A 16,180-nucleotide genomic window follows, 5' to 3' on the forward strand; every position below is an offset into this window, starting at 1 on the left:
ACCGACATCCGACGCCTCACGGGTGGGGATGTGGAGGGATGCCTCGTTCCTCCTGCTGTTGAGGACAGTACCGCAGAACCGAACGGATGTTCGAACCCGGGCGCGGCGTGTCGAACAGCTCTTCGGTATGCGCGGGCGGCGTCAGCGCGCGGCGCCCTCCGGCCGACCCGGGACGGGTCGGCCGGCGCCGTGCCGTCGCTGCTCCGGGACGTCCGTCGCCTCGCAGAGGGCGATCCAGACGTCGCGCGGCCGCACGCCGGCGTCGAGCGCCTCGCGAGCCGTGCGCCCACCGAGCTGAGCGAGCACCAGGTCGTTCACGACGACCCCGCCGTACCCCGGGCCGAACTCGGCATCCACGGCGAACTGGAACTCGCTGAGCTTCATGGCACCTCCGGAAACGGCTCCGGCCGGTCAGAAGACCGGCCGGAGTACGGGTAAGAACGATCGGGTCAGCGGACCATCATGTCGGCGTCGAACTCGGCGACGAGCTCGTCGGGCAGGCTGTCGGGCACCACCGAGAGGCCCTCGAGCACCGCGATGCGGTCGCCGACCTCGTGCATGATCACCGAGATGGGCGTGTCGAGCGCTTCGGCCACTGAGGCGAGGATCTCGGAGGACGCCTCTTTCTGCCCCCGTTCGACCTCGCTGAGGTACCCCAGCGCGACACTCGCCTTGGACGCGACCTGCCGGAGCGTGCGCCCCTTCTGCAGGCGGAAGTCCCTCAACACATCGCCGATCTCCTGTCGAACCAGAACCATCGGGGAACCTCCTTCTACACTGCCTCGACTCCGCCGGAGCCGGAAACGGGAGCGTCAGTCTACCTGATGCTCATGTCTTCGAATCTAGCGTCGCACACTGGGGCTTTCGTGTGAACCTGCCACGTGTAACAGGGTGTTCACGAAGAGTATTCCGCTCCCTCGGATCGCGCCTGCGAGCGGGCGGCGAGGCGACGGATCCGAGCGCCTCGGACCCCTCGACCGGGATGCGTCCCGCCGCGAGCCGCCCAGGATCAGGCCGCCGGCAGGCCTGCGAGCAGCGCACCGATCGCGGCGTGCACGGTCTGCCGACGGATCGACGCGCGGTCGCCCGTGAACGACAGGTCGATCGCGTCGACCCGGTCGCCGATCGCGAGTCCGACGTGCACCGTGCCGACGGGCCTGCCGTCCTGCGGGTCGGGCCCGGCGACGCCCGTCGTCGAGACCCCGATGTCGGCGGGGCGTCCGTCGACCGCCAGCGCGGTGCGCACGCCGATCGCCATCTGCCGGGCGACCTCGGGGTGCACGGCGCCCTCGCGACGCAGCAGCCCGGCGTCGACGCCGAGCAGCGTATGCTTCACGGCGGTGTCGTAGGCGACGATGCCGCCCGTGACGACGAGCGAGGCGCCGGGGACGCTCGTGAGCTCGGCGACGACGAGCCCGCCCGTGAGCGACTCGGCGACGGCGATGCGCAGGCGTCGGCGAGTGAGCTCGGCGATGAGGCGCGCGGCCGCTTCGGCCTGGAGCGCGCCCGGCCCGCTCATGCCGCCCGGCCCCGCGCGAGTCGGACCGCATCGCGTACGTAGAGCAGTCCGGACCAGACCGTGAGCACGAGGGCGAGGCCCATCGCGACCCAGTTCACCCAGAGGATCCAGTCGCCGACGATCGTCCAGAGCGGCACGAGCGCGAGCGAGATCGCGACCGATTGCACGACCGTCTTGAGCTTGCCGCCCGACGAGGCGGGTACCACGTTGCCGCGTCGGAGCTCGACCAGCCGCCAGACGGTGATGCCGACCTCCCGCACCACGATGAGGATCGTCACCCACCACCACAGCTCGCCCAGGATCGACAGGCAGACGAGCGCACCGCTCGTGAGCAGCTTGTCGGCGATCGGGTCGAGGATCTTGCCCAGGTCCGTGACGAGCCCGCGACTGCGGGCGATGTGTCCGTCGATGCCGTCGGTCGCGATGGCGACGATGAACAGCGCTGCCGCCCACCACCGCAGGGGGCCGTCGGCTCCGTCATCGGCGAGCAGCAGCCAGAAGAAGACCGGTGCGGCCAGGATCCGCACGATCGTGATCGCGTTCGGCAGGTTCCAGTTCGCCGATCGGGCGCGCCCTTCGGCGGAGGAGGTCATACGGCCAAGGATACCGGGCGCTCAGTCGCGGCCGGTGAGGCCCCAGGCGTCTTCGTCACCCTCGGCCTCGACCTCCTCGAGCCCCTCGGGGATGCGGCCGACCGGGTCGTCATAGCGGTCGTCGACCTCGTGCGCGACGGGCGCGGGCGCTGCCGCGGCGGGCGGCGCCGTCACCTGCGGCGGTGCCGCAGGCGCACTCGGCTCACCACGCAGCTTCGCGAGCACGCCCGGCAGCTGCTCAGCCGTCACGAGCACGTCGCGCGCCTTCGAGCCCTCCGAGGGACCGACGATCTCGCGCGACTCGAGCAGGTCCATGAGGCGACCGGCCTTCGCGAATCCCACGCGCAGCTTGCGCTGCAGCATCGACGTCGAGCCGAACTGCGTCGACACCACGAGCTCCGCCGCGGCGAGCAGCAGCTCCAGGTCGTCGCCGATGTCGGAGTCGATCTCCTTCCGCTCGACGGCGGCCGCGACATCCTGACGGTACTCGGGACGCGCCTGGCGCGTGACGTGGGTCACGACCTTCTCGATCTCGGCCTCGGTGACCCAGGCACCCTGCACGCGCAACGGCTTCGACGCCCCCATCGGCAGGAAGAGCGCGTCGCCCTGCCCGATGAGCTTGTCGGCGCCCGGCTGGTCGAGGATGACGCGCGAGTCGGTGACGCTCGTCACCGCGAACGCAAGTCGCGACGGCACGTTCGCCTTGATGAGGCCCGTGACGACGTCGACCGACGGCCGCTGCGTCGCGAGCACGAGGTGGATGCCCGACGCACGCGCGAGCTGCGTGATGCGCACGATCGAGTCCTCGACGTCGCGCGGGGCGACCATCATGAGGTCGGCGAGCTCGTCGACGACGACGAGCAGGTACGGGTACGGCTTGAGCTTGCGCTCGCTTCCCGCCGGCAGGATGATCTCGTCGTTCACGACGGCCTTGTTGAAGTCGTCGATGTGGCGGAAGCCGAACGACGCGAGGTCGTCGTACCGCATGTCCATCTCCTTCACGACCCACTGCAGCGCCTCGGCGGCCTTCTTCGGGTTCGTGATGATCGGGGTGATGAGGTGCGGCACGCCCGCGTACGGGGCGAGCTCGACGCGCTTCGGGTCGATGAGCACCATGCGCACCTCGCTCGGCTTCGCGCGCATGAGCAGGCTCGTGATCATCGAGTTGACGAAGCTCGACTTGCCCGAGCCGGTCGAGCCCGCGACGAGGAGGTGCGGCATCTTGGCGAGGTTCGCGACGACGTAGCCGCCGCCGACGTCCTTGCCGACGCCGATCGTCATCGGGTGCTTCGCGCCGACCGCGGCGTGCGAGCGCAGCACGTCGCCGAGGGTCACCGTCTCGCGGTCGGCGTTCGGGATCTCGACGCCGATCGCGCTCTTGCCCGGGATCGGTGACAGGATGCGCACCTCGTTCGACGCGACCGCGTAGGCGAGGTTCTTCGACAGCGCCGTGACCCGCTCGACCTTGACTCCCGGCCCGAGCTCGATCTCGTACTGCGTCACGGTCGGACCGCGCGAGAAGCCCGTGACCTTCGCGTCCACCGAGAACTGGTCGAGGACACCCGTGATCTGGCGCACGACGTCGTCGTTCGCCTGCGAACGCGACTTCGCCGGCGGCCCGGCAGCGAGGGTCGCGGCGGAGGGCAGGAAGTACGGACGGTCGGGCTGCTCCGCCGCGTCGGCGTCGGCGGGAACGAGGGATGCCTCGGCACCGGCGCCGTTCGCATCGGCCGCGAAGTCGGCCGCCGCGTCGTAGAGCGGGATCGCCTGGGTCGCACCGGCGTCGTCGCCGCGGAGCCCGATGCCGGCGTTCGAACCGTCGCCGGCGAAGTTCGCGACCGCGGATTCGGCGCGCTCGAGGTCGCCGAGCAGCTCGGTGCCGTACGCGTCGGCCCCGCCGGCCCCCTCGATGGGGCTGTCGAAGCTGCCGGCGGCGGAGCCCGCACCGAACACCTCGGTGATGCCGTCGATGCCCGACGCCTCGAACTCCGGATCTTCTTCGCGGCCCTGCGCATTTCGCCGCCACCAGGGCACGAGCCCGGGCGCGGCGTCGTCGGCATCGTCGTCGATGCCGTCGAGCTCGGTCGGGACGCTCTTCTCCTTGCGGCGACGCGACGGCTTCGCCGAGGCATCCGCTTCATCGGCGGGCACCTCGTCGGGGGCGCCGAACAGCCAGTCGTAGAGCTCGCGGAACCGCGCCGGGATCCGGTTCGGCGGCGTCTTCGTGATGATCAGGACGGAGAGCACGACGAGGAGGATCACGACGATCGCCGCGCCCACCTCGGTGATCAGCAGGATGAGCGGGGTGGCGAGCATCCAGCCGAGGATGCCGCCGGCACGCGCGAGCACCGCCATGCCGTCGCTCGGCTCGGGCTGGCCGCCGAAGATGTGGCACAACGCCGACACGCTCAGCAGGAGGAGGAGGAGCCCGATGCCGATACGCGTGTTGTCGTGCACCGAACTCGGATGCCGGAAGAGCCACACGGCGAACAGCAGCATGATGACGGGGAGCGCGAACGCCACCCTGCCGAACAGGCCGCCGAACGTCCACGAGTCGAGGGTCTGCGCGACGGGCTCGTTGATGAAGAACCACTCGACGACCGCGCCGGCGATGGCGAGCACGACGATGAAGAAGGGCAGTCCGTCGCGACGCTCGTCTTTCTGCAGCGTCTCGGGCCCGAGCGCGCGTGCGGCGCCGCCCGCGAGGTGCGCCAGCCCCATCCACGCCTTCACGAAGATGTTCGGCCCCGCCGACGTCTGGGCCGGCTTCTTCGCGGCCGCGCCGCGCGTCTGCGCCGGCAGCTTCTTCGTCGGCGCGGTCTTCGCAGATGCGGTGCGCGAGCTGCCGCCGCGGGACGAGGTGCCCGAGGCGCGCCCGTTCGACTTGGTGCCCGTAGCCATGGGGTCAAGGTTACGGCCGACGGCCGACCTCCCCCGGGAGCGCGGGGCGAGTGTCTGCGATCCGTGCTCGTGGCCGCGCCGCTCAGGCGAGCAGCGTGCGCACCATGGTGTCGCGTCGTCCGCTCGTCTCGACGACCGCGAATCCCTCGGAGCGGTAGAGCGCCGCAGCGAAGTTGCCGTGTTCGACCGACAACGCCAGCCGCGCATGGCCGGACGACCGCGCGGCATGCGCGAGCTCCTGCAACAGCGCGCGGCCGACGCCCTGCGCGCGCCACAGCGGCCGGACCCCGATGATCAACTCGGGGACCCCGCTCGCAACGAACCCGTGCGCACGACGATCGGCCGGGAACAGGCGGTACCAGGCCGCGCCGACCGGATCGCCATCGCCGTCGAGGGCGACGACGCCCCGATCGGCCGGCCGCTGCCAGCCCGCGACGTAGCCGCGGGAGACCGGGTCGGCGAGGACGTCGTGCCGAGGGCGCGCCGCTCCCTGACGCCAGTTCGCCGCCTCGACGACCATGTCGGCGAGGAACGCGCCGTCGGCCGGAGCCGCGGGGCGGAGCGAGTAGGTCGTCATGACGGGAGGGTACGGCAACCGTGTCACGGCGGTGTTACGAGCGGCTGCGGCTGGGGATCGACCGGCCGTCGCCGAGGCGCCGCGCGCGCCCGTCGGGAACGGACCGCGTCGATCGCCCGCGCACACCGCGGCGAGCGGGGCTACGCCTCGATGACGAGCGGCACGAGCATCGGGCGCCGGCGCAGTCGCCGGTTCACCCAGGTGCCGAGCGTGCGGCGCACGAGCTGCTGCAGGGCGTGCGAATCGCGCACCCCGTTCTGCGCCGCATCGGCGAGCGCTGCGACGATCTTCGGCTTGACGTCCTCGAACACGGCGTCGTCCTCGGCGAATCCACGGGCGTGGATCTCGGGGCCCGAGATGACGCGACCGGTCGTGGCATCGACGACGACGATCACCGAGATGAAGCCCTCCTCGCCCAGGATGCGGCGGTCCTTCAGATCGGCGTCGGTGATCTCGCCGACCGTCGACCCGTCGACGTAGACGAAGCCGAGGTCGAGCTGGCCGGCCTCGCGCACAACGCCGTCGGTCATGTCGTAGACCGTTCCGTTCTCGCCGATGAAGGTGTTCGCCGCGGGGATGCCGGTGTCACGGGCGAGCTTCGCATTCGCCTGCAGGTGGCGGTACTCGCCGTGGATCGGCAGCACGTTCGCCGGCTTCAGGATGTTGTAGCAGTAGAGCAGCTCGCCCGCGGCCGCGTGGCCCGAGACGTGCACCTTCGCGTTGGCCTTGTGCACGACGTTCGCACCGAGCTTCGTCAGGCCGTCGATGACGCGGTAGACCGCGTTCTCGTTGCCCGGGATGAGGCTCGAGGCGAGGATGACCGTGTCGCCCTCGCCGATCTCGATCTGGTGGTCGCGGTTCGCCATCCGGCTGAGCACGGCCATCGGCTCGCCCTGCGAGCCCGTCGACATGTAGACGATCTTGTCGTCGGGGATGTCGCCGGCCTTCTTGTAGTCGACGAGCACGCCCTCGGGCACGTCGAGGTAGCCGAGGTCGGCCGCGATCGTCATGTTGCGCACCATGCTGCGGCCGAGGAGCGCCACCCGGCGGCCGTTCGCGTGCGCCGCGTCGAGCACCTGCTGCACCCGGTGCACGTGGCTCGAGAAGCTCGCGACGACGACCTTCTTCGGCGCGCGCGAGATCACCTGGTCGAGCACGGGGCCGATCTCGCGCTCGAGCGGGGTGAAGCCCGGGACATCCGCGTTCGTGGAATCGACCATGAAGAGGTCGACGCCCTCCTCGCCGAGCCGCGCGAACTCGCGCAGGTCGGTGAGCCGGCCGTCGAGCGGCAGCTGGTCCATCTTGAAGTCGCCCGTGGCGAGCACGGTGCCCGCATCGGTGATGATCGCGACGGCGAGCGCATCGGGGATCGAGTGGTTGACCGCGATGAACTCGAGGTCGAACGGGCCGATCTCCTCGTGCTGCCCCTCTTTCACCGTGAGGGTGTACGGCGCGATGCGGTGCTCCTTGAGCTTCGCCTCGACGAGCGCGAGCGTGAGCTTCGAGCCGATCAGGGGGATGTCGCCCCGGAGCTTCAGGAGGTAGGGCACCGCGCCGATGTGGTCTTCGTGGCCGTGCGTGAGCACGACGCCGACGATGTCGTCGAGCCGGTCGCGGAGGAATCCGAAGTCGGGCAGGATCAGGTCGACGCCGGGCTGGTGCTCCTCGGGGAAGAGCACGCCGCAGTCGACGATGAGGATCTTGCCGTCGATCTCGTAGCTCGTCATGTTGCGGCCGACCTCTCCGAGGCCGCCGATCGGGATGATGCGGAGCGTCCCTGCCTCGAGCGGAGCGGGATCGATGACGGTGTCGGGCACAGTGCCCTCCTTACGTTCGCGGTGTTCAGTTCGGTGCGATGCACTCGGGCATCGCGGATGTCTCGTGGTGGGCTCGCCCGGTCAGCGGGTCGTGCCCGCGACCTTCGGCAGTGCGCCGCCGGCGGCGGCGTTGCGGTCGGGCCGGAAGTTGTGGAAGTCGACGCCCTCGACGCCGCGCACGAGGTCGATCTCGTCCTCGATGAGCGCAGCCTCCCACTCCTCGGGGCCCACGAGCGGCAGGCGCACCCGCGGGCTCGAGATGCGGCCGAGGCCGTGCAGGATGTACTTCGCCGCGACGGTGCCGGGGACGTGGGTCATGGTCGCCCGCACGAGCGGCTCGAGCCGCTGGTGCGCCTCGGTCGCGGCCTTGAGGTCGCCGCGGTTCACCGCGTCGACGATCGTGCGGTATGGCGCCGGCGCGATGTTCGCGGTGACGCCGATGAGGCCGGTCGCGCCGATCGACAGGTGCGGGAGCACGTTCGCGTCGTCGCCCGAGAAGTACATGAGGTCGGTCTGGTTGAGCACCCGGCTGACCTCGGAGAAGTCGCCCTTGGCGTCTTTCACGGCGAGGATGTTGGGGTGCTTCGCGAGCCGCAGGATGGTCTCGTACTTGATCGGCACTCCGGTGCGACCCGGGATGTCGTAGAGGATGACCGGCAGGTCGGTCGCGTCGGCGACCATGCGGAAGTGCGTGAGGATGCCCGCCTGGGTGGGCTTGTTGTAGTACGGCGTGACGATCATGATGCCGTCGGCGCCGGCCTTCTCGCTGTGCTGGTACAGCTCGATGGCGTGCGCGGTCTCGTTCGAGCCGCCGCCGGTGATGATCTTGGCGCGGCCCGCGGCCACGTCTTTGCCGACCTCGACGAGCCGGATCTTCTCGGGGTCGGTCAGGGTCGACGTCTCGCCGGTGGTTCCCGTGACGACGATGCCGTCGGCGCCTGCCGAGATGACATCGTCGATGTGCTTCTCGACCCCGGGCCAATCGACCTCGCCGTCCGCCGTCATCGGCGTGACGAGCGCGACGAGCACTTGTCCGAAGGGGTTCTCTGAGGTCACGCCCACCAGCGTATCGGTTCGGCGGGATGCCGCGTCGCCGCCCCGACTCGATGGGTCACGTCGAGCCTCGTCACGAGGGTCATCGGCTGCCGGACAAACGAGCGGGACTCCACGTGCGGTGCAGCCCGCGCGCGACGCAGGCGAGGACAGCCGCCTCGACGCGGGGCCAGTCATGGATGATCTGCGCGTAATCGAACCTCAGGGTGACGTACCCGCGTTCGGCCGCCGCGGCGTCTCGCACGAGGTCCTTGTGTCGCTTCGATGCGGTGGCCGGCGCGGGGGCGGCCCTTCCCTGCAGCGCGTCGGCGAATCCGTCCACATGGTTGCTCTTGCCATCTGCTTCGAGAATGAGCCGATCGCCGAGCACGAAGTCGACCCGGCCGACCCCGTCGATCAGTACCTGCGAGCGCAGTTCGATGCGATGGCGCCGAAGACGCAGCCGCAACAGCGACTCCAGGCCGCTGTCGGCGTCCCAGCGAGCGAAGTCGACGAGCCGACGGTGCTTCGCGGGTACCCTCGCGCGAAGGCGGCCCACGCCCGCTCGGTCGATCAGCCCCTTCCGCATCGCGGACTCGAGCGCAGCGAAGAAGGTCTCGCCGCCCCGGCACCCGAGCACCTGTGCGAGCGCGTCGACGATGGTGCCCTCCCCGAGCGCCGACCCGCTGCCCGTCCAGTGCAGCACGCATGCGCAGCCGTCATGCAGGTGACGACGCCCGTGCTCGGGCATCGAGACATGCACCCGATCGTCGTCGTCGAGCAGCCACACGCCGGCGCGTCGCAGACGCGAGATGCAGCCGAGCATCCCTCCGTGCCGCGCGGCCGTCACCACCTCGGCGGCAGCGGTCGTCGAGGCGTACACACCGGATCGAACCCGTTCGATGGCGCCTTCGCGCCGCGCCCGGCCGATGGACTTCGAATCGACACCGACCGCCAGAAGATCGGCGGTGCGCGCGACGCCGCCGAGCCGGTCGCACCAGCGCTCGACCTCATACGTGTCGATGGGCATGCAGCGATGTTGTCCTCCGGTCGAAGCCCGATCACTCTGCGAAGCCGAGCCGGTGGATCGTTGGGGAAGTCTTGCGGGTGTGGAGGACGAGTGGACTCGATCGGAATGTCGGGGAATCTCCGCGTCGAGCCGGCAGACGGACGACCGGAATCGAATTCTCCGACATCTCGTCTGCGCCGGGTCGGCCAGCACAGCCGAAATGTCGGAGGAAACCCACACGGGCCGCCTCGACTTCGCCTCGTAGCCGGAATCCTCCGACACTTCGGCGCGCACCGCGCCCGGCTGGTGGCGACACGGGGCGGGCAGCGGCGTCAGGCGCGGCGGTAGGTGAGGAAGCGGTAGCGGATGCCGCTCCGGGAGGCATGCTCGCCGGCCGGCGGGTCGACGGCGACGAGCTCGAAGCCCTCGGGCACGGCGGGGGCGTGCACGTCGCCCGGCTCGGCGGCGAATCCCCCGGTGTGCTCGAGCTCGGTCACCTCGAGGAGGTCGGCCCGGTCGATCGCCTCGGCGAACAGCTGCCCGCCGCCGATCACCCAGACCCGCTCGTCGCCGGCGACGAGCGCCAGCGCCTCGTCGAGTGATCTGGCGCGCTCGGCTCCGTCGTCGGCCCAGTCGGCCTGCCGCGTCACGACGATGTTGCGGCGCCCCGGCAGCGGACGGTACCGGGGCGAGAGCGAGTCCCAGGTCTTGCGCCCCATGATCACCGGCATGCCGAGCGTCACGGCCTTGAAGTGCGCGAGATCCTCGGGCACGTGCCACGGCATGCCGCCGTCGCGCCCGATCACGCCGCCGCCCGCCTGGGCCCAGACGAGTCCGATGCGCGGGACGCGCGACGCCGGGCCAGGCGCCGACGCTCCCGAGCGGTTCGGTGCCGGGGCATCCTCGCTCATACGGCGACGGCCGCGCGGATCGCCGGGTGGTGCTGGTAGCCCTCGACCACGAAGTCGTCGTACTCGTAGTCGAAGATCGAGGCGGGCACCCGAGCGAGGCGGAGCGTCGGGTACGGGTACGGGTCCCTGGCGAGCTGCTCGCGCACCTGCTCGACGTGGTTGTCGTAGATGTGGCAGTCGCCACCGGTCCAGACGAAGTCGCCGACCTCGAGGCCGGTCTGCGCGGCCACCATGTGGGTCAGCAGCGCGTACGAGGCGATGTTGAACGGCACACCGAGGAAGAGGTCGGCACTGCGCTGGTAGAGCTGGCACGAGAGCCGGCCGTCGGCGACGTAGAACTGGAAGAGGGCGTGGCACGGCGCGAGCGCCATGTCGGGGATGTCGGCCGGGTTCCACGCCGAGACGATGAGCCGGCGCGAATCCGGGTTCTCGCGGATCTGCGCGACGACGTCGGCGATCTGGTCGATGACCTCGCCCGACGGGGTCGGCCACGAGCGCCACTGCACGCCGTAGACGGGGCCGAGCTCGCCCTGCGCATCGGCCCACTCGTCCCAGATGGTGACGCCGTGCTCCTGCAGCCAGCCGACGTTCGACGAGCCCTGCAGGAACCACAGCAGCTCGTACGCGATCGACTTGAAGTGCACGCGCTTCGTCGTGACGAGCGGGAACCCCTTCGAGAGGTCGAACCGCAGCTGGCGGCCGAACACGCTGCGCGTGCCCGTTCCGGTGCGGTCGGTCTTCGGCTCGCCGTGCTCGAGCACGTCGCGCAGGAGGTCTTCGTACGGGGTGGCGATCGTCTCGGACATCAGGTCAAGGCTAACCCGCGGATGCCTCGTGGCGGGCGTCATTCGTCGTCACAGTCGTCGTGGCGCGGCGGAGCCGCCGTACCGTCGGTTCATGGACCTCGTCGCCGCGCTCGCCATCGGCGCCGCACTCGTCGCCGCCGCGACCGCGGTGGGGCTCGTCTGGCGCGCACGGCAGGGGCGCGCGGTCGGCGGATCGGGCGAGCGCGTGCGCCCGGCTTCGCTCGGCGTCGAAGCCGGCCGGTTCGGCGAGCGGGCGACGCTCTTGCAGTTCTCCACCGAGTTCTGCAGCCGATGCCCGGCCGCGGCGCGCCTGCTCGGCGGCATCGCCGATGAGACGCCCGGGGCCCGCCACGTCGAGGTCGACCTCACGCATCGCGCCGATCTGGCCCGCCGGTTCGACGTGACCCAGACCCCGACGACGCTCATCGTCGATGCCGACGGCATCGTACGGACGCGCATCGGCGGGGCGCCGCGCGCCGACGTGGTGCGCGCTCGACTCGACGAAGTGCTCGGGAGGCAGCATGTCGACATCCGCTGACGGACGCGAACCGGCCGGCATCGACCCTCGCGGTCCCCGCTTCGGCGCGGGCATCACGGCGGTGCTGCTGCTCGCCACGGTCGTGCTCGCCGTCGGCGGCGCCTCGGCCGCCGCCTTCTGGCTGCTCGTCGCGGTCGCCGCCCTCTTCGCGTGGGGCGCGTTCGCCGGCATCCGACGGCACCCCTACGGCCTGATCTTCCGGAAGCTCGTGCGACCCGGGCTCGCGCCGCCCGCCGAGCTCGAAGACCCGCGACCGCCGACCTTCGCACAGGGCGTCGGCTTCGCCGTGACGCTCGCGGGCATCGTGCTCGCCCTGCTCGGCGCTCCGCTCGCCGTGCCGATCGCGGCGGCGATCGCGTTCTTCGCCGCCTTCCTCAACTCGGTCTTCGGCTTCTGCCTCGGCTGCTGGCTGTACCTCTGGCTCGTGCGGGCCCGGGTGATCCGGACGGCGTGAGCCTGCGGCATCCACAGCCGTCGAACCCGCCTGCCGACGGCCCCTGCTCCCCCGCTAGGCTGGGAGCCCGGCTCGAAGTGGAGGATCCCGATGGCACTCACCAGTGAAGCGACCACCGTCTGGAAGGGCACCCTGTTCGAAGGGTCGGGCGACGTCGCCCTCGACTCCTCGGGGCTCGCGAACTTCCCCGTCAACTGGAAGGCGCGCGCCGAGGGCGTCGCCAACACGACGAACCCCGAAGAGCTCCTCGCCGCGGCGCACTCGTCGTGCTTCTCGATGGCCCTCTCGCTCGCCCTCGCCGAGGCCGGAAACCCCGCGGAGAGCATCCAGACGACCGCTGCCGTGACCTTCGAACCCGGCAAGGGCGTGCTCGGCAGCCACCTGCTCGTGAGCGCACGCGTGCCCGGCCTCAGCGAGGCCGAGTTCGAGGCGTTCGCGAACGACGCGAAGGCGGGATGCCCGATCTCGCAGGCGCTCGCCGGCATCCCGATCACGATCGAAGCCGAACTCGCCTGATCGATGCGGGTCCTGATCGCCGGTGCCACGGGCTTCATCGGCACCACGTTCTCGGCCCGGCTCCGCGAACGCGGCCACGAGGTCGTCCGTCTCGTGCGCCGTCGCGCGCACGAGGCAGACGAGGTGTCCTGGTCGCCCGCCGCGGGCATCATCGACTTCACCGTGATGGATCGCGTCGACGCGGTCGTGAACCTCGCCGGCGCCTCGCTCGCGCGACTGCCGTGGACGAAGCGCTACCGCGACGAGATCCTCGAGTCGCGGATCGGCGCGACTCGCACGCTCGCCGACGCGATGCGCAAGGCCCGCACGCCGCCGTCGGTCTTCCTCAGCGCGTCGGCGGTCGGGTACTACGGCGACCGCCCCGGCGAGCTGCTCACCGAGTACTCCAGCGCCGGAAGCGGGTTCCTCGCCCAGGTCGTCGGCCGGTGGGAGGCCGCGGCATCGCTCGCTCCCGAAGAGACCCGCACCGTGCTCGTCCGCACCGGCCTCGTCGTCGGCTCGGGCGGCGGGGCGTTCCAGCGGGTCGCGACGCTCACGAAGTTCGGCCTGTCGAGCCGACTCGGCACGGGTGGCCAGCACTGGCCGTGGATCGCCCTCGACGACGAGGTCGGCGCGCTCGTGCACCTGCTCGACTCGAAGCTGTCGGGGCCGGTCAACTTCGTCGGGCCGACCCCGGCGACGGCGGACCGGGTGATGCGCGCCATGGCCGAGCGGATGCGGCGCCCGCACGCGTTCGGCGTACCCGAGAAGGTGCTCGAGCTCGCGCTCGGCAGCGCGGCCGACGAACTGCTGCTCGCGAGCCAGAAGGTCCGGCCGCAACGGCTCATCGACGACGGCTACCGATTCGCGCACACGACCGTCGAGTCGGCGATCGACGCGATGATCAGCGCTGCCGGCGGTCGAGCTCGATAGCGGTGCGCACCGCCTGCCGCGCACGACGGCGGTCGCCGGCCGCGTCGTACGCGAGGCCGAGCCGCAGCCAGGCCCGCCACGACGCCTCGTAGGCCTCGACCTCGGCCTTGAACCGGCCGAACTCGGCGTCGGCGGCGTCGCGGTCGGCGCGCCCGCTCGGGCGCAGCGGCAGGCCGAGGTCGGTACCGCCCTCGTCGTGGAGTCGCCGGATGAGTTCCTGCGAGCGGATGCCGAACGCGAGCTCGCGCCAGAGCGCCCACGCGGCGATGATCGGCAGCACGAGGAGCGCGATGCCGATGACGATCGCGACCGGCTCGCCCGTGCCCATGAACTGCACGGCGCGCCACCCGACGAGCGCGAGGTAGAGCGCGAGCAACGCCGCCATGATCAGCGCGCCCGACTTCGCGGTGAGCGCCCGGCGGCCGCCGGCCGCGGTCATCGGGCGCCGGCAGGCGCGCCGCCTGCGAGGTCGAGGTCGAGCAGGGCGTCGAGGCCGACGCTCACCCCGGATGCCTCGGTCGCGCGCCGCAGCGCGAGCAGGATGCCCGCCTCGTACGAACTCGGCGAGAGCGTCGAGTGGGTGAAGGTCAGGGTCTCGCCGTCGCCGCCCATGACGACGCGCTGCTCGGCGAGCGTGCCCGCCATGCGCAGGCTGTGCACGGGCACGCCGGAGACGAGCTGGCCGCGGGCGCGCTGATCGGCATGCGGCGCCGAGACCGGGCCGGCGGCGCCGCGCGCCTCGCCGATGAGTTCTGCGGTGCGCACGGCGGTGCCTGAGGGCGAGTCGACCTTGCCCGCGTGGTGCGCCTCGATGATCTCGATCGAATCGAAGTACGGGGCAGCGAGCGCGGCGAACGCGGTCGCGAGCACGCTGCCGATCGAGAAGTTCGGCACGAACAGCACGGCACCGGCGTCGTCGTGTCCGCGGACGAACTTCGTGATCTCGGCGATGCGGTCGCGCGACCAGCCCGAGGTGCCGACGACGATGGGGATGCCTGCGCCTGCGGCGAACTCGACGATGGCGGGACTCGCCGCCGGATGGGTGACGTCGAGCGCGACGTCGGCGCCGAGCATCTCGTCGAGGCTCGATCCCGAGCCGAGCGCAGCGTGGAGTTCGAGGTCGTCGGCCGCCTCGATGAGTCGGATCGCCAGCTGCCCCATCTTGCCCGTGGCTCCGGCCACGGCGACCTTGATCGTCACCCGTCGAGTCTACCGAGGCCCGTGCTCCACGCAGCCGCGTCCCGAATATGCTCGACGCATGCTGCGATACCGCGAGGCCGCCGTGACCGATCCCGACGCCCACGACTTGCTCGAGGCGTACTTCGCCGAGCGCGCGGCGGGCTTTCCCGCCGAGCAGGGCGAGTACCGCCCGACCTGGCCGGATGCCTCGCAGTTCACGCCGCCCGCCGGCGTGTTCCTCGTCGTGATCGACGACGAGCGGGGCGGCGAGCTCGTCGGCTGCGGCGGCGTCCGGCGCATCCAGCGTCGCCCCGAGACCTATGAGATCAGGTTCGAGGTCAAGCACCTCTGGCTCGCCCCGGCCGGCCGGGGTCGTGGCGAGGGCAAGCGGCTGCTCGCGGAGCTCGAGCGACGGGCGATCGAGTTCGGCGCGCAGGAGCTCGTGCTCGACACGAACGCCTCGCTCGAGGCGGCCGGCGGTCTCTACCGCTCGGCCGGATACGTCGACATCGAGCCGTACAACGCGAACCCGAACGCGACGAACTGGTACGGCAAGCCGGTCGGCGCCGATCTGTAGGGAGCACCCGTCGACACGCCGAGGGCACGGGCGCGACGCGCCGTGCGCGGCTGGAATGTTCCTCCACGGGTGCACGGTGCGAGCGAGCCTGGGTGGGGGCGAGCCCGGGTGGGAGCGTGCGGCTCAGATGGAGAACGGCTCCGGCAGGCCGGTGCGGAGCTCGGGCGGCAGGTGCGCGAGGTCGTTGTGCACCACGAGGCTCCACGGTCGCCCGGGCTTCTGCGTCAGCACGGTGAGCCCGGCGTTGGCCTGGTTGATCGAGACCCAGCGCCAGTCGGGAGCGCCGAGCACCTCGCGGACGAACCAGCCGATCACGAAGTTGTGCGTGATGAGCAGCTCGTGCCGGTCGTCGCGGTGCGAGCGCAGGAATTCGGCGACCGCATCGGCCATCTGCGCGTTGCCGGCTTCGATCTCGTCCTCGGTCACGGAGCCGAAGAACGGGTCGTAGAACTTCGGCGTCTCGGGGGCGGGCCCCGAGGGGATGCAGTCGAACAGGAGCGGAGACGGCTCGGGGTTCAACGCCGGCATCTTCGCCGCGATGATCTCGGCGGTCTCGGTCGCCCGCTGCAGCGGCGAGTGCCACGCGTGGTCGAACGGGATGCCGCCGAGCCGCTCGGCGAGGAGCTCCGCCTGACGGCGACCACGGGGTGACAGCGGGCCGTCGGGCAGGCCGTGCTCGGCGTCGAGCTGCTCGCCGTGCCGCACGAGATAGAGGTGATGTGCCAAGGGTTCGTTCCTGTACTGCTCGTCGGGTCGCGTCAGGCGACGTCGGTGCTCGGCGCGAGCTGGTCGATCGCGCCGGTGAACGCCGTCTCGTCGATCGCACCCACGGCGACCAC

At 71.1% G+C, this 16,180-nt stretch carries 19 protein-coding genes; 5 read left to right on the forward strand and 14 right to left on the reverse strand.

Annotated features, from left to right (window positions below; all coding sequences use genetic code 11):
* Window positions 1-141: 141 nt before the first annotated feature.
* The 11 genes from ACWGPE_RS14920 to ACWGPE_RS14970 form a co-directional block, all read right to left on the reverse strand.
* Entirely contained in the window at window positions 142-384 is a 243-nt protein-coding gene (locus ACWGPE_RS14920; RefSeq protein WP_231431310.1) for a DUF3046 domain-containing protein, read from the reverse strand.
* 65 nt (window positions 385-449) lie between these two features.
* Complete coding sequence (locus ACWGPE_RS14925) at window positions 450-758, reverse strand: helix-turn-helix domain-containing protein (RefSeq protein WP_130351053.1); 309 nt, start codon at window positions 756-758, stop codon at window positions 450-452.
* A 251-nt stretch (window positions 759-1,009) separates the two neighbouring features.
* A complete protein-coding gene (locus tag ACWGPE_RS14930; RefSeq protein WP_452048992.1) occupies window positions 1,010-1,519 on the reverse strand; it encodes a CinA family protein in 510 nt (169 codons plus the stop codon).
* Window positions 1,516-2,112, reverse strand: coding sequence for a CDP-diacylglycerol--glycerol-3-phosphate 3-phosphatidyltransferase (gene pgsA / locus ACWGPE_RS14935; protein ID WP_231431312.1), 597 nt, complete (start codon window positions 2,110-2,112; stop codon window positions 1,516-1,518). Before pgsA ends, ACWGPE_RS14930 begins: the two co-directional genes overlap by 4 nt.
* A 21-nt stretch (window positions 2,113-2,133) precedes the next feature.
* Window positions 2,134-5,013 carry a DNA translocase FtsK 4TM domain-containing protein gene (locus tag ACWGPE_RS14940; RefSeq protein ID WP_452048993.1) on the reverse strand — a complete coding sequence of 960 codons (2,880 nt, stop codon included), beginning with the start codon at window positions 5,011-5,013 and terminating at the stop codon, window positions 2,134-2,136.
* 82 nt (window positions 5,014-5,095) lie between these two features.
* Window positions 5,096-5,590 (reverse strand): GNAT family N-acetyltransferase, encoded by a 495-nt coding sequence (locus ACWGPE_RS14945; protein ID WP_231431314.1) that lies wholly within the window; start codon window positions 5,588-5,590, stop codon window positions 5,096-5,098.
* 140 nt (window positions 5,591-5,730) lie between these two features.
* A complete protein-coding gene (locus ACWGPE_RS14950) occupies window positions 5,731-7,407 on the reverse strand; it encodes a ribonuclease J (RefSeq protein ID WP_275506747.1) in 1,677 nt (558 codons plus the stop codon).
* 81 nt (window positions 7,408-7,488) lie between these two features.
* Window positions 7,489-8,463, reverse strand: a complete 975-nt coding sequence (dapA, locus tag ACWGPE_RS14955; RefSeq protein WP_275506746.1) for a 4-hydroxy-tetrahydrodipicolinate synthase — start codon at window positions 8,461-8,463, stop codon at window positions 7,489-7,491.
* A gap of 79 nt (window positions 8,464-8,542) precedes the next feature.
* Window positions 8,543-9,469, reverse strand: a complete 927-nt coding sequence (locus ACWGPE_RS14960; protein ID WP_452048994.1) for a type IV toxin-antitoxin system AbiEi family antitoxin domain-containing protein — start codon at window positions 9,467-9,469, stop codon at window positions 8,543-8,545.
* A 311-nt stretch (window positions 9,470-9,780) separates the two neighbouring features.
* Window positions 9,781-10,359, reverse strand: coding sequence for a dihydrofolate reductase (locus tag ACWGPE_RS14965; RefSeq protein WP_452048995.1), 579 nt, complete (start codon window positions 10,357-10,359; stop codon window positions 9,781-9,783).
* On the reverse strand, window positions 10,356-11,165 hold the full coding sequence (locus ACWGPE_RS14970; RefSeq protein WP_231431317.1) for a thymidylate synthase: 810 nt from the start codon (window positions 11,163-11,165) through the stop codon (window positions 10,356-10,358). Before ACWGPE_RS14970 ends, ACWGPE_RS14965 begins: the two co-directional genes overlap by 4 nt.
* A 91-nt stretch (window positions 11,166-11,256) precedes the next feature.
* Between ACWGPE_RS14970 and ACWGPE_RS14975 the strand changes: the two genes are divergently transcribed.
* From ACWGPE_RS14975 to ACWGPE_RS14990, 4 genes are all read left to right on the forward strand, one after another.
* Complete coding sequence (locus ACWGPE_RS14975; protein ID WP_452048996.1) at window positions 11,257-11,703, forward strand: TlpA family protein disulfide reductase; 447 nt, start codon at window positions 11,257-11,259, stop codon at window positions 11,701-11,703.
* Window positions 11,687-12,157: a DUF4395 domain-containing protein gene (locus tag ACWGPE_RS14980; protein ID WP_231431319.1), complete on the forward strand. Its 471-nt coding sequence runs from the start codon at window positions 11,687-11,689 to the stop codon at window positions 12,155-12,157. The genes ACWGPE_RS14975 and ACWGPE_RS14980 overlap by 17 nt, the downstream gene beginning before the upstream one ends.
* Before the next feature lie 90 nt (window positions 12,158-12,247).
* On the forward strand, window positions 12,248-12,673 hold the full coding sequence (locus tag ACWGPE_RS14985) for an OsmC family peroxiredoxin (protein ID WP_231431320.1): 426 nt from the start codon (window positions 12,248-12,250) through the stop codon (window positions 12,671-12,673).
* A 3-nt stretch (window positions 12,674-12,676) separates the two neighbouring features.
* Window positions 12,677-13,585: a TIGR01777 family oxidoreductase gene (locus ACWGPE_RS14990; RefSeq protein WP_231431321.1), complete on the forward strand. Its 909-nt coding sequence runs from the start codon at window positions 12,677-12,679 to the stop codon at window positions 13,583-13,585.
* On the opposite strand, the gene ACWGPE_RS14995 is transcribed toward ACWGPE_RS14990, so the two are convergent.
* Both ACWGPE_RS14995 and dapB read right to left on the reverse strand, forming a co-directional pair.
* Window positions 13,557-14,024 carry a tetratricopeptide repeat protein gene (locus ACWGPE_RS14995; RefSeq protein ID WP_452048997.1) on the reverse strand — a complete coding sequence of 156 codons (468 nt, stop codon included), beginning with the start codon at window positions 14,022-14,024 and terminating at the stop codon, window positions 13,557-13,559. The genes ACWGPE_RS14990 and ACWGPE_RS14995 overlap by 29 nt on opposite strands.
* Window positions 14,021-14,785: a 4-hydroxy-tetrahydrodipicolinate reductase gene (dapB, locus tag ACWGPE_RS15000; RefSeq protein ID WP_452048998.1), complete on the reverse strand. Its 765-nt coding sequence runs from the start codon at window positions 14,783-14,785 to the stop codon at window positions 14,021-14,023. The genes ACWGPE_RS14995 and dapB overlap by 4 nt, the downstream gene beginning before the upstream one ends.
* 58 nt (window positions 14,786-14,843) lie before the next feature.
* Between dapB and ACWGPE_RS15005 the strand changes: the two genes are divergently transcribed.
* Window positions 14,844-15,341, forward strand: coding sequence for a GNAT family N-acetyltransferase (locus ACWGPE_RS15005; protein ID WP_231431324.1), 498 nt, complete (start codon window positions 14,844-14,846; stop codon window positions 15,339-15,341).
* 123 nt (window positions 15,342-15,464) lie between these two features.
* Here ACWGPE_RS15005 and ACWGPE_RS15010 read toward each other — a convergent pair whose 3' ends face one another.
* Window positions 15,465-16,067 carry a histidine phosphatase family protein gene (locus tag ACWGPE_RS15010; protein WP_231431325.1) on the reverse strand — a complete coding sequence of 201 codons (603 nt, stop codon included), beginning with the start codon at window positions 16,065-16,067 and terminating at the stop codon, window positions 15,465-15,467.
* Window positions 16,068-16,180: the final 113 nt, after the last annotated feature.

The organism is Agromyces sp. NPDC055658, from assembly GCF_053618155.1.

Bases quoted from the DNA above. Each gene is read 5' to 3' on its own strand.
- ACWGPE_RS14980 (WP_231431319.1), top strand. From the start codon at position 11,687: ATGTCGACATCCGCTGACGGACGCGAACCGGCCGGCATCGACCCTCGC.
- ACWGPE_RS14920 (WP_231431310.1), bottom strand. From the start codon at position 384: ATGAAGCTCAGCGAGTTCCAGTTCGCCGTGGATGCCGAGTTCGGCCCG.
- ACWGPE_RS14930 (WP_452048992.1), bottom strand. From the start codon at position 1,519: ATGAGCGGGCCGGGCGCGCTCCAGGCCGAAGCGGCCGCGCGCCTCATC.
- ACWGPE_RS15005 (WP_231431324.1), top strand. From the start codon at position 14,844: ATGCTGCGATACCGCGAGGCCGCCGTGACCGATCCCGACGCCCACGAC.
- ACWGPE_RS14990 (WP_231431321.1), top strand. From the start codon at position 12,677: ATGCGGGTCCTGATCGCCGGTGCCACGGGCTTCATCGGCACCACGTTC.
- ACWGPE_RS14970 (WP_231431317.1), bottom strand. From the start codon at position 11,165: ATGTCCGAGACGATCGCCACCCCGTACGAAGACCTCCTGCGCGACGTG.
- ACWGPE_RS14925 (WP_130351053.1), bottom strand. From the start codon at position 758: ATGGTTCTGGTTCGACAGGAGATCGGCGATGTGTTGAGGGACTTCCGC.
- ACWGPE_RS14985 (WP_231431320.1), top strand. From the start codon at position 12,248: ATGGCACTCACCAGTGAAGCGACCACCGTCTGGAAGGGCACCCTGTTC.
- ACWGPE_RS14995 (WP_452048997.1), bottom strand. From the start codon at position 14,024: ATGACCGCGGCCGGCGGCCGCCGGGCGCTCACCGCGAAGTCGGGCGCG.
- ACWGPE_RS14960 (WP_452048994.1), bottom strand. From the start codon at position 9,469: ATGCCCATCGACACGTATGAGGTCGAGCGCTGGTGCGACCGGCTCGGC.
- pgsA (WP_231431312.1), bottom strand. From the start codon at position 2,112: ATGACCTCCTCCGCCGAAGGGCGCGCCCGATCGGCGAACTGGAACCTG.
- ACWGPE_RS14940 (WP_452048993.1), bottom strand. From the start codon at position 5,013: ATGGCTACGGGCACCAAGTCGAACGGGCGCGCCTCGGGCACCTCGTCC.
- ACWGPE_RS14975 (WP_452048996.1), top strand. From the start codon at position 11,257: ATGGACCTCGTCGCCGCGCTCGCCATCGGCGCCGCACTCGTCGCCGCC.
- ACWGPE_RS14945 (WP_231431314.1), bottom strand. From the start codon at position 5,590: ATGACGACCTACTCGCTCCGCCCCGCGGCTCCGGCCGACGGCGCGTTC.
- ACWGPE_RS14965 (WP_452048995.1), bottom strand. From the start codon at position 10,359: ATGAGCGAGGATGCCCCGGCACCGAACCGCTCGGGAGCGTCGGCGCCT.